This window comes from Bacteroides luti (assembly GCF_900128905.1).
GTDB lineage: Bacteria > Bacteroidota > Bacteroidia > Bacteroidales > Bacteroidaceae > Bacteroides > Bacteroides luti.
The window spans coordinates 1-13,366 of sequence record NZ_FQTV01000004.1; the positions used below are offsets into that span (position 1 = coordinate 1).

Annotated in this window: 5 protein-coding genes; all 5 read right to left on the bottom strand. The window is 39.2% G+C overall.

Annotation, left to right across the window (positions count from 1 at the left end; all coding sequences use genetic code 11):
* Positions 1–369: 369 nt before the first annotated feature.
* Complete coding sequence (locus BUC21_RS04465) at positions 370–2,181, bottom strand: RagB/SusD family nutrient uptake outer membrane protein (RefSeq protein ID WP_073399657.1); 1,812 nt, start codon at positions 2,179–2,181, stop codon at positions 370–372.
* 13 nt (positions 2,182–2,194) lie between these two features.
* A complete protein-coding gene (locus BUC21_RS04470; protein WP_073399660.1) occupies positions 2,195–5,347 on the bottom strand; it encodes a SusC/RagA family TonB-linked outer membrane protein in 3,153 nt (1,050 codons plus the stop codon).
* Positions 5,348–5,595: 248 nt separating this feature from the next.
* Positions 5,596–9,381, bottom strand: a complete 3,786-nt coding sequence (locus BUC21_RS04475) for a family 78 glycoside hydrolase catalytic domain (protein ID WP_073399662.1) — start codon at positions 9,379–9,381, stop codon at positions 5,596–5,598.
* Between the two features lie 14 nt (positions 9,382–9,395).
* Entirely contained in the window at positions 9,396–10,868 is a 1,473-nt protein-coding gene (locus tag BUC21_RS04480; RefSeq protein WP_073399665.1) for a glycoside hydrolase family 140 protein, read from the bottom strand.
* Between the two features lie 9 nt (positions 10,869–10,877).
* Positions 10,878–13,343 (bottom strand): glycoside hydrolase family 95 protein, encoded by a 2,466-nt coding sequence (locus tag BUC21_RS04485; protein ID WP_073399667.1) that lies wholly within the window; start codon positions 13,341–13,343, stop codon positions 10,878–10,880.
* Positions 13,344–13,366 lie beyond the last annotated feature (23 nt).

Below are 13,366 nucleotides of genomic sequence, written 5' to 3' on the forward strand. Positions count from 1 at the left end.
AGGCGGAAGATAAACATCTTCCCCTTCTCTGAAAAAATATTCAATCTAAAATTCCATCAGTTGCATTTAACACTTGAATTTAGGATAACAAAAAACAGGGGGTATTTTTCCGCAGATTTTATAGAAGCATTTTACCGGTTTGGATAATTGTATTCCGGCAAGGTAAGTCTGCACCATATAACTCTTGGTTTATATTTATCTCTATTTTCAGTAATTTGGCTTCAAACAATTCAGTAATTTGGCTGTATTTTATTCAGTAATTTGGCCATATTATATTCCGTTATCATTTCCTTGCATTTGGATATATAAAAAAAAGTCCAGGTCTAATCCACAAGACCCGGACTTTTTCAATTTAATTCTCAGATAATCCTAATAACCAGGATTCTGATATTCAGCGCCATTCTTTATCACATCAGTAAATGATTGTGGAATTGGACGAACTTTATAGTAATCGTCGTTGAAATATGCTCCAACATCTGGATTTGTTTCAGTAAGATAAGCTTTACTCAACTTACCTGTACGTTTCAAATCATAGAAACGAGTATACTCTCCGGCCAACTCTCTTGCACGTTCGTCAAGGATTGTCTGAATAGTAACACTACCTTGAATATCGGCAGCACCAGCTCTTTTACGTACTTTATTGATATATGCTGCAGATCCCGAACCTCCATTGAGATACAAATCAGCTTCGGCTGCTATCAGGTATATTTCGGCCATACGCATTGTTATTGCAGAAGCATCACATGCGAAACGGTTCTTTGACGCACTGATTACAGTAAAGTTGCTTGAGTTGAATTTGTTGAGTGATGGATAGAAGAAGTAGAACGGATTCTCAACTGTTGATCCATCGTTCAGACGAGTATACGTCATCTTCACTGTCATATCATCGTTATACAAATCTTTGTAATCAATAACCAGGTAAGGAACATTCAGTTTATTTGATACAAGATCACTGTATGCAGCTTCCTGAGGACGAACAATTTTAATAGCCACGTCGCCTACGTTCACTTTTGATGAAGAAGTAACACTTGATGTGCGGTCGTACATCTTCAGGTTATCTGCTGTCCACTGATATGCATTGTTTGCAGTCCACTCTGTCTGGAAGAATGCAGCATAACGAGGATCTAGAGTATTATCTTTATTAACAAATACATCCAGCAAATATTTAGAAGGCATAAACAAACCATCAGAATAACGTCCTATTTCTGTTTCATGTCCCTTGTAAAGAATAGCTGGGAATTTGGCTACATTTCCATAGAATAACTGGTAATCCTGATTGTGTTGCCACAAGTTTGTACTACCTCCGGCCTGTGAGAAAGCTACAGAATATAAAGATTCCTTATTCTCCAGGTTGTTTGCATTGGCAAATACCTGATTAATGGTAGGATACATATAAGTAGCATACTTTGCGCCACCTGATTCACAGTCGGCTATCAAAGCCTTACTTGTTTCAATTGCCTCCTGAAGATATTCTGTAGTACCATATTCTTTTGTCTGCAAGCAAGCTTTTGCTAAAAGTCCCATTGCAGATTTACGCAATGCTCTACCTTCTTCGCCCGGACGAGATATTGGAAGCCACTTAGCAGCAAACTCAAGATCAGGGATAATGGTTGTTTTATATATTTCAAGCGGCTCTGTTTTTGTTGGAGATAAATCTACCCCTGAAGGTAAAGTTGTGTTTAAAGTTACAGCACCAAACTGTTCTACAAGGAAATAGTAGTAAAGCGCTCTCATATAATGAGCTTCTGCTACTAAAGCATTCTTTTCATCGGTACTTGCAAAGTCTGTTACATTGTCTACACTTTCAATACACAGATTACATGCTCCGATACCATCATAAGCACCATTCCACTGATCTTTTGCATTATTTAATGAGATCTGCGCTCCCTGACCATATTTGAAATAACCTTCGTAGGTTTTTGCATTCTGACGGGAAGTCCAAAGGTCGGTTCCTGCTTCAGTAAGGAACATCATTCCGTTTTTACCGTAAAAATAACGTTGAAGACTGAAATAACAGTTATTGATAGCTTTTTGGTAACCATCTTTCTGAGATATCAGAATATTCATGGTAGAACCAGAAGGGTTTACTTCATCTAAAGAACAAGATGAGACCCCAACACTTGCCGCAAGGATAGTTGACAGCAAGATTTTATTATATTTATTAAGTTTATTGAATTTCATGTTTTACTTAATTTTAGAATGTTACATTTACACCAAATACAAATTCTTTTGTCAAAGGGAAGTTGTCAGATCCTTCACGTTCAGGATCCTGTCCTTTCATTTGCTTGTCGAATGCAAAAATGAATGGGTTATATGCTGTTGCATATACGCGAAGTTTCTCCATGTGTGCACTCTTCAATAAAGATTTTGGTAAAGTATAACCTAATGTAATATTCTTAATCTTGATAAAAGAACCATCTCTGAGAGCTAATGAACTCCAGCCATAATACTGTGATGTTGAACTGTGAATTCCCGGACGAGGCAGATATGCACCCTGGTTCTCAGGAGTCCAGTAACTAATGCCTGAAGGAGAATTATCAAGACTGGTAGTTGGATTGTATCTTGTTATCAAATCGCTCTGTAACATCTGTCCGCAACGAGCCATCATAAAAATGCTAGCATCGAAATTACGGTATGTAAAGTTATTCTGGAAACCTAAGTACCAGTCAGGATTCTTTGAACCTAAATACATCTTGTCTTTTTCGCTGTATTTATGAACGCCATTATCACTAACATCGTTTCCGTCAACATCTTTAGTTATGATTGGGTTGGTAGCCAATTTTATATCTCCAGGAACACAACCATACAATTTAGCCTCATCGGTTTCTGCTTCAGACCATATTCCTAAGTATTTATAATTATAGAATGCTCTGATTGGTTTTCCTTTGAATAATGATTCTGCAATAATATCTCCGTCAGGTAACTTCACAATCTTTTCTTTGTTTACTGTCAAAGTAGTAACAGTAGACCATGTGAAGTCCTTTGTAACAATATTCTGTGTATTAAGCATCACTTCAAGGTTCTTGTTATTGGTTTCACCAATATTCTGCCATGTATTGATTGGAGAGCCCCACATTGTTACACCGGCAGTAATAGGCAAAGTACGTTTAAACAACAAACCTTTTGTATTTGTGTTAGACAAGTCAACAGCAAGATTTACACGTCCATTCAGGAAGCTAGCATCAACACCAATGTTTGTATTATATGATTTTTCCCAACCAATTGATGGATTACCGTAAGGTGCACTAAACTGTACAACAGGGTATGCCTTAGATCCAAATACTACCGGATTAAGGAATGTATATACTGCTGTGTTGGAAGAATAAGCTCCCATACCACCAGAGTTACCGGTAATACCGTAACCTATTCTTAATTTCAGGTTAGACAACCAGTCCTGGCTTTTTTCCATGAAAGACTCGTCGCTGATGCGCCATGCAAAAGCTGCTGCAGGGAATGAGTCCCACTTACTACCAACTGCTAAATGAGATACTCCATCCCAACGATTAGACAAAGTAACGATATAACGTCCTTTGAAGTTATAGTTCAAACGAGCAGCATAAGACATGGACTGTGTTTGTTTGAAATCGGAATCCAGACTTTGTTTCTGTGTTCCTGCTGACAGTTTCCAGAAAGACTGACTGGTTAATTGTTGTCCCTGAGCTGCAGCATAAGTATATTCTGTTTGGTTTTTAGACCAGGAAGTAACACCTGTCAGCCCAAATTCATGATCTTTTGCTATTTTAAAGTTATAGTTTAAGATGTTCTCCCATTTATAACCGTAAGTAGCATTGTTGGCAATAGAAGCCAAAGGTTTGTTATATCCGGCTGTAATATTAGCTATAGACAGCGGACCAAAGAACATCCCTGTACGTGAATTATTAATGGTTGTTCCCAATACTGATTTGAAAGAAACTCCTTTTACCGGAGTAAGCTCCAAAGTTCCGTTTGCAGTAATGTTTGTGCCTCTGGTATTATTTACATATTGGCCATCAATTTCATCCGACATAGGATTTTGCTGACCTGTAAGATATTCCGGATTGATTGAGCCATCCTCATTATATGCCTCTCCAAGTGGCACAAAAGTCAAAGCATTGACAAACACACTCTGGTTGCGTTTATTCTGATCTGTATAGGTGATATTTGTGTTGAATCCTGCCTTTGCCCAGCTAGAAAGCTTCTGATCCAGGTTAAGTCTCAAACCATAACGTAAACGATCATCACCTTTAAGCAAGCCTTGCTCATCATTATAGTTTATAGATGCAAATACCTGAGTCTTATCGGTACCTCCGGTTATTGATAAATTATAATTCTGATTAACTGATGCTTTACCTATCACTTCGTCTACGAAATCAATCCATTGGCCATTATCATAAGCACTTTGCACTTTAGGATCTGTAAAAATGGATGAGGTAAATTCAGGATAAGAGCCATGCGCTCCTCTATATGCTTCTCTTTTAAGATTCATATACTCATCACCAGTCATTCCCGATGGATATTTTGCAAAACCGGATACTCCGACATAAGCATCAAGATTTACTGTAGTTTTGCCCTGAACACCTTTCTTTGTAGTGATTATAACAACACCATTGGCACCTGCAGAACCATAAATTGCTGTTGATGATGCATCTTTTAGCACCTCAATAGATTCAATATCTGATGGATTTATCTGATTGTAACTTCCTGCAATACCGTCGATAATAAATAACGGAGAGTTATCTCCATAAATTGAACGGGTACCACGCAACTGGATATTAACATCGGCACCTGCCTGACCGGATGATTTAACAATATCCAAACCTGCAACTTTACCTTGTAATGCTTCCATAGCGTTACTTGTTGGAGCAGCTGTTATATCAGCCGACTTTATAGAAGTAATAGCTCCGGTTAAATCACGCTTTTTCATTGTTCCATAACCAATTACAACAACCTCATCAAGATTTTGTGTAGTCGATTCCATCTTAATCTCCAAATCCTTACCGTTACCAACAGTAACAGTCTGAGCTTTATAACCAATGTAAGTAAGAGTTATAAGATTTTTCCCGGAAGGTAAGTTCAAGGTAAAGTTTCCATCGATATCAGTAATAGCACCTACGGTAGTACCTTTTACCAGCACAGAAACTCCTGTAAGTGTTTCCCCGGTTTTCTCATCAACTACTTTTCCTTTGATTGTTTTAGCTTGTGTAATAGTCTGAATCGAGCTCACACTATTTTGTGAATTTCCTGCATAAGTTGAAGGCAATGCAGACATACATAGAACTGCCGATAGTCCAAAAACCAAATGGCTACGTCTAAATCGATAACCCAAGACGTCCATTGGTAGACACACTTTTTCTTTCTTGTTTTTCATTCTTTTGTTAGTTAATAACTACTATAAAAATATTTATGCTTTATTTTGAGCATTTTTAGAATTACGCTTCTCAAACACCTGTTATTTAATAAAATGACGGTTCTTTTAACTAATTGTACTCAGCCTTCAGATTTATAAAATAAGATGGTATCCATAAAAAAACATTAAGACATCGGTCAAAGAATATTTGAGCGATACCTTAATGTTTATATTATTCCTTTTACGTGAAAAGGATTTAGCAAACAGAACTACTTCTTAAGTACAGGCCATTGTCCGTTGACAATAGGCACCTCTTTTAACTGTTTAGGATCAATCTTCATGTATTTAATGCGCTCGCGTCTCCAGGTATAAATAGCATGAATATAACCGTCGTTACCTTGTATAATTGAAGGATAAGAATATTGACCAATAGGTGAATCTTCAAGAATAAGTGAAGCAAACCACTTCTTTCCGTCTTTTGATACGGCAATGTTAAGCGGCGTACGTGCACCTTTCTTAGCTCCCTGGGGTGTTTTAACGTGATTATAGATCAATGCCTGGCGACCATCTTTCAATGTTACCGCATCTGTTCCCGAGTTATTGTTCGGCAGATCAATCAGCTTCATTTCACTCCAGGTCTCTCCTCCATCTTTCGACCACGCTTCGGCTATTGCACTGTTGCGGGTACGGCAAAGAATCTGTAAAGATCCATCTTTATGAAATAAGATACTTGGCTGAATGGCATTGATTGTTTTTCCATCATTGATGGGTTGTGTTTCACTCCATGTTTTACCTTTATCTTCTGTAGATTCAAAATGAACTTTCCATCCGTCTCCTTCAGTACTTGTAGGACAAACTAACTTATTACCTATCATTACAGGTTTGTTTTTAATCGGCCCCAGAATGTTCTTTGGTAACTCTTCACGCTGAGTCCATGTTTTTCCTCCGTCGAAAGAGCGAATGAGGTAACCGGTCCAGTCGCCCACATTCTTTCCAATCTTAAAGAATAACAAGAGTTCGCCACCGGGTACCTGAAAAAGTACCGGGTTATAGCATGCTTTACGCAAAGTATCGCTCATTATACCATCTGCCACCTTTTGAGGAGCAGTCCATCCTTCAGCTGTTTTTCTGCATACCCAGATGCAAACATCAGGATTTCCTTCCTTTGTTCCTCCAAAGAATGAAGCAACAAGTCCGGTTGGAGTGTCGACAATTGTAGCAGCATGTGCTGATGGGAAAGAAGCTTTTTCGTAAAGGAACTCATCTTCTACAATTCCTTTTCTCCATGCGCCTAGACCTACATTCATATCAACACTGAATGAATAATCGCCCGATCCAACTTCCCAGCGGGTAAGATTACCTTCTTTACCGATATATTTAACGCCTTTGGCTTTTGCTGCAGGAATACCACCCTCTTTTATCATTGCTTTATCCGAAGGTAAGTAAACAATGGCAGTTGTATTGGCAGGAATAGTGAAATTCCAATCCAGATGTTTCAGATTCTTTTTCCATTTGCTCACCACTTTTCCGTAAGGAGTCATATAAGAAGCATCGACATCACTCAAATCCTGAATCTCGAAATTAGGCTTCATGATAATTTTCTTAAAGCCTGCTTCCTTTTCATCGGTTTTAATTCCGGCCATATTCTCGTAGAAGAATGGAATTAAATCGCCAAGCAGCATTACGTGATTCTTTGAGTTCATCTTTGGTCCGGCAGTATCACCGTTCCATAACTCCCAGATTGTAGTCGCTCCCTTTTTAACCATATATCCCCAGCTTGGGTATGTATCGTTAGAAGCCAGCAGATATGCCACATCGGCACGTCCCATCTTGCACAATTCGCGCATAATCCATTGCGAACCTACAAGACCTGTACAGATATGTCCATTGCTTCCAACCATAACTTTATCAACAATCTGCTTGCTTACTTTGGCTACCATATTATCAGGAACCATACCAAATGCTAATGGAAGCAAGTTGGATGTTGCCGAGTTATTTCCGTAGAACAAGCTATCTGTATTGAAATATTTCTTATTGAAGGCGTCTTTTACATTAGCTGCTATTGCATCAAACTCTTTTGCATCTTGTGTTTTATTTTGCAATGTTGCAAATTTGCTCATCAAAGCAAGCATCTTATAATAATAAGCTGTAGAAACCAACAGGCCGTCTGTCTGACGCTTTGGGTCTTTTGAGTGAATCAGTTCAGGAGATTCAGGTGGAACACACCAGTCGCCATATTCATCACGAGTCATAATACCCTCTCTCAGGTATTCTTTCTTCATGTGATCCATCCATTTCTTCATAGCATCATAGTTCTTCACGATAGGTTGTATATTTCCAAACTGTGAATAAACCATATCTGATGATAAAAGGAATACGGAAGGCCATGTTATATTATCTGTGTAATAATTCAGATAAGAAGGTGCCACATCTGGAATGCAACCATCTTCACGTTGCGCATCGCGGATATCGTCCATCCACTTACTGTAAAGCTGTCCGTTTTCCATTACAAAGCTTTCGCCAAGAGAGCCTACAGCACGGTCGCCCAACCAAGGCTGACGTTCGTTTCTCTGCGGACAGTCAACAGGCATTCCTTTGTAATTACTACGGATTCCCCAGAAAGCATTTTTGTATATCTGATTAATGATAGGATCAGTGCAGCTGAATGAACCGAGTGTTTCCATTTCATCATTAACAACTTCACCAACAAACTGATCTAATGAAGGCTTGTATTTGTATCCGGTTATCTCTACATATTGGAAACCATTATATACAAATTTAGGTGCCCACTCTTCTGTTCCTTGTCCTTTCAGGATATAAAGATTAGTAACCTTTGCATCTCTGAGAGGCTCCATATAAAGCTCACCGTTGTTCTGAAGAACTTCAGCAAAACGCAGGCGGATAGTATCACCGGCATTACCTTTCACTTTTATTCTTAACCATCCGGCCATGTTCTGTCCCATGTCGAGAATGTATCTCTTGCCGGGAAGTTCTGAGATAGAAACCGGGTGGATTTTATCTACAACTTTCATTCCTGCAGTCATTTCAGCACGAAGTGTTCCCGAAGGAAGGGTTACACGCTGTGCCGATTCCCATGAAGAATCATTGAATCCCGGTTCTGTCCAGTTCCCAAACTCTTTGCGGGCATCATACACCTCGCCGTCATATTCGTTATTGCTACGAATTGGACCATCGGCATTAATTTTCCATGAAGTATCACTTCCAACTACATCTTTTGATCCGTCGGTATATTCCATTATAAGTACCAAACGTACTTTTGGAAAGCCAAATGTAGGGATTTTATAGTTCTTGAAATTCTGACGCATGGTATAGAAACGTCCGTTACCAAGAGTAACACCCATTGCGTTTGCTTTATCTTTCAACAAAGCTGTAACGTCGTAACTATTGTAAAGAGTAGTTTTTCTGTAATCAGTTGGTGCCGGTGCAAGAACACGATCACCCACTTTCTGACCATTGATATACAATTCATATAAACCTAACCCGGAAATATGAACAGTGGCACGTGCTACTTTCTTCTTTGGAGTAAACTCCTTACGAAGATAACGTGCAGACATACGTGAAAACTGAGTATCAGAATCCCATGGCATCAGTTTATCCAAACCAATCCACTGAGCTTTCCAGTCATTCTGTGAAAGTAATCCCATGCTCCATTGAGCAGGTTCACTCCAGGAAGATTCTCCGGCATTAGTAGTAACCTTTACTTTCCAGAAATATCGACCATTACTTTTTAACGGCTGTCCGGCATAGCTCACCCATTGAGACTGGGAAGACTTAACAATGCCGGAGTTCCATACATCTCCTTCACCGGCATTTAGTTTTTGCATGGAAGAAGCTACTAATATCTGGTAAGAAAGCTGAGTCACTCCTCTATCTGAAGAAGAAATGCGCCAACTAACACGAGGAGATTCTGTATCAATCCCTACTGGATTGTTCAACATTTCACAACGCAGATTGCTAATGCTAACTCCTGCAAAAGCCGCTACTTTCAAAGAAAGCAGACAAACAAGCAATAATAATATTTTTTTCTTCGGCATTGTTATCTGGTTATTTATTTTTTATTCCATTTTTGTTGTGCATCTGGAAGAGATGTCCAATCTTGCTTAATATAATCCTTAGAAGAATCGACAGCAATAAGCACGCGATCGTTTCCGGCACGATAACCGCTATCTTCAATAAATTCGGTTACTTTATTATCAAACTCACCTGCATATTGCAATTCTCCGTTTGAAGGATTGAACCACCATACTTTCTTCTTCGCACCCGAAATCTTTGTAAGATCTATCTGTACAGGACGATTCGTATAGTTGTAAGCCAAAAGGTAATCATTTCCACGAGTTGCGATTACTCTTTCGTAACGTTCGCCATTTGTTCCGGCTACAATAGTCTGGTCTGGCACTCTATCAAAGTATGGGAAAGTAAGCATCAGGTTTTTCAGATATTTCATCTGGTTCATTCCCGGATCTTTCAATGCATCATACCATGGTTTAGTAGCACCGTAAGCTCCCCCTACTCCATTCTTCAACATCTGCATAATTGAATTATGTCCGTAAGTATGTCCGAATGAACCGGCAAAAACTGACCAGTATGCATAACGACGAATATCATTAGCATTCCATAAAGGTTGTGTGGTATCATGCAATCCCTGAGGAATTTCTTCGTAAACAGGTTCACCATCAATAGTTGGTTTCAAAGGCTTCATAGCAAAGCTCTTTTCTACATATCTCCAGTTATCTTCTTCTGTATTTTCCTGAATGGTATAATCTCCATCACCAAGACGTTGTCCGTAACGGCGGTGACCAGACTGGAACATATTAAAATCTAACCATTTAGCATCGTTAAACCAAATAGCAGAAGTAGTTCTTCCTCTTGGGTGAAAAGTCATCAAGTGATTTTCATCATTTGCCTTTATTGTATTGGCAAGTGCATTCCATACAGTTGGCTTCACATCTCCACGAATATCTCCTCCGATAAACCAAACAATATTAGGATTATTCTTATAGCGATCTGCAAGGAATTTACCATAAACCTGAGCATCTTTTTCTGTTACCAGTCCTTTCTGAACAGGAGTTCCCCAAAGACACACCATACCAATATAAATACCTTTCTTCTCAGCAGTACGTACAATATAATCTATATGGTCCCAATATCCGTAAACACCTTTTTTATCAATGTTCTTAAAATTAAATCCATCAGGTAAAGCCCATTGACCATAAGTATTGATCTCCGGAATAGTATGCATTAACATAATCTGAACCATATTAAAGCCTTTCTTGCTGCATTGTTCAAGATAATATTCCACTTCATCACGATCAAGACGTGCAGGCATAAGCCAGCCTGTATCACCTAACCAGAAGAACGGAGCACCATTAGCCTGTTTCAGATAACGTCCGCTTTCATCAACAACCAATTTTCCATTAGCCCATGGGATGTAAGTTTTAGGTTCGTTTTTCTGTGCTTTCATTGTGCCAGAAACTCCTAAAAGGAACAAACATGCCAATGCAATGATCTTGTTTCTTTTCATCATTATTCTTTATTTTTTATAGATTATGTATTCTTTTCCTGCTTTTGTTTTCAAATCATACAAATAAGTATTCTTTATGCTTATTCCTGCCAGTTTTGAAGGATCGTGAACCAATGGTTTTGATACAGCAGGTACTGCATAAAGTGCATTCGGGTTTTCACCTTTGGCTTTCGACAGACCGCTACCTTTAAGCGGAGTGAGTGAGCGCAAGCGGCAATTACCTCCAAGACGAGACTTTATTACAACACGATCAATCTCTCCGTTTTTCCAACTGATATTCAATTCAAATCCACCGCGGGCAATCAGTCCGTTAATGTGCCCTTCTTTCCATAATGAAGGTAACGCCGGGAGTAGATAAATGAAACCGTCGTAACTCTGCATCAACATCTCTGCAATTCCGGCTGCACAACCAAAGTTTCCATCAATCTGGAAAGGTGGATGAGCATCGAACAAGTTCGGATAAGTACCTCCCTTTTTCTTTTCATTGCGTACCAATGAAAGTTGATTTGTTATAAGCTTATATGCATGATCTCCATCCAGTAAACGTGCCCATAAGCAAACTTTCCATCCCATTGACCAACCTGTAGAAGGATCGCCACGATGAATCAACGATGTGCGGGCAGCCTCAAATAATTCAGGAGTACGGTAAGGAGATATCTGATTACTTGGGAATAATCCGTAAAGATGCGACACATGGCGATGAATATCCTGTGGGTCATCCCAATCGTTCATCCATTCCTGTAATTGTCCCCAACGGCCAACTTGCATTGGTGCCATTTCATTCAGTCTTTGTTTCAGATGAGATGCGAAATCAGCATCAACACCCAGTAAGCGCGAAGCTGAAATAATTTCATTCCAAAGATCGAATATTAACTGATTATCCATTGTGCAACCTGCAGCAGTAGTTGCTTCTCCGTTACTTCCGGCATGAACATTCTCAGGAGAGTTTGAAGGACAAACAACCAACCAGTTATGTGATGGTTCCTTAACCATAGTCTGGTCAAAAAATACAGCTGCACCTTTCATTATTGGGTATATCTCTTTTAGGAACTTTATATCCCCGGTATACAAATAGTGTTCCCAAAGATGGCGGCATAACCATGCACCACCAGAAGGCCACATTCCAGAAGGAGCTTTATCCAAAGCACCGGTTACTCTCCAGATATCTGTATTATGATGCAAAACCCATCCATCGGCACCATACATTACTTTAGCTGTTTCCTTACCACTTTCCGAAACTTCCTTTACCATGTTAAACAATGGTTCATTCAGTTCTGTGAGATTGGCCACTTCAGATGGCCAGTAGTTCATTTCAACATTGATATTGCAAGTATACTTGCTATCCCATGAAGGCAATAGTTTATCGTTCCAGATTCCCTGAAGATTAGCCGGTTGTCCGCCTGGTTGAGAAGAAGAAATCAGCAGGTAACGTCCGAACTGAAAATAAGTTGCCACCAAATGAGCATCGTTTGTCTGTACAAAGTTTTCTATTCTCTTATCGGTAGTTATTCCATCTTGTTTGTTTTCTCCAAGATAAAGAGAAACCCTGTCCATGTATTTTTTAAAGATAGAAACATGTTCTTTGAACGATGTAGCATAATCTCTGTTCAGCGCCTTCTCAAGAAAACTCTTTGCACGCTCTGCAGAGTTACCTGATATATCTTTGTAATTTACAAAATTAGTTCCAATTGAAACATACAAAGTAGCTTCATCTGCACCTTCTACAGTTACGGTTCCGTCTTTATACTGTACTTTTCCATTAACAGCCTTAACTGTCAGTCTCCCCTGAAACTCTACTTTTCCTTTTAATCCTTCATGCCATGAAGATACACCCGAAAGGGTTACACTGTTTCCTTCTGTATCTACTACAACATCCTGATGAGGAGAAGTAAAGAATGCATTAAAAGTTATTTTCTTTGCAGCATCAGCTGATAAGCGAATCATTACAACCTGATCAGGAAATGAAGTTATCATCTCCCTTTTATAGCGAACGCCATCCACTTTATAGGAAACCAGTGCACGGGCAGAATCGAGACTTAGTTCTCTGTAATAATCAGTATAACGAGTGTGTCCAGGGAAAGCAATGCGCAAATCTCCAAATGTCTGATATGGCATACCGGAGTTTGTATTTGCCATTACTTTTTCAGTAGCCAATGTCTGAGCTTCCAGATATTTACCTGCAAAGACCAGTTCTCTGACCTTTGGTATATATTGCAAAGCTTCCGGATTTGCATTGTTATTAGGACGACCGGCCCATATAGTTTCTTCGTTTAGCTGAATCTGCTCTACAGAAGGAGTTCCGTAAACCATTGCACCTAAACGACCATTTCCTAAAGGCAAAGCTTCAGTCCATACAGAAGCCGGTTTATCATACCACAATTTATATCCTGCCGCTTCTGCATAAAGAGACAGAAACAGAGATGAAATCAGGATAAGAAATCGATAACGACTGAAATATGTATTTTTACGATTCATTTGTTGTTGGTTATTTAATGAAG

Excerpts from the sequence above, each read along its gene's own strand:
- BUC21_RS04465 (WP_073399657.1), bottom strand. The coding sequence starts at position 2,181 with ATGAAATTCAATAAACTTAATAAATATAATAAAATCTTGCTGTCAACT.
- BUC21_RS04470 (WP_073399660.1), bottom strand. The coding sequence starts at position 5,347 with ATGAAAAACAAGAAAGAAAAAGTGTGTCTACCAATGGACGTCTTGGGT.
- BUC21_RS04475 (WP_073399662.1), bottom strand. The coding sequence starts at position 9,381 with ATGCCGAAGAAAAAAATATTATTATTGCTTGTTTGTCTGCTTTCTTTG.
- BUC21_RS04480 (WP_073399665.1), bottom strand. The coding sequence starts at position 10,868 with ATGAAAAGAAACAAGATCATTGCATTGGCATGTTTGTTCCTTTTAGGA.
- BUC21_RS04485 (WP_073399667.1), bottom strand. The coding sequence starts at position 13,343 with ATGAATCGTAAAAATACATATTTCAGTCGTTATCGATTTCTTATCCTG.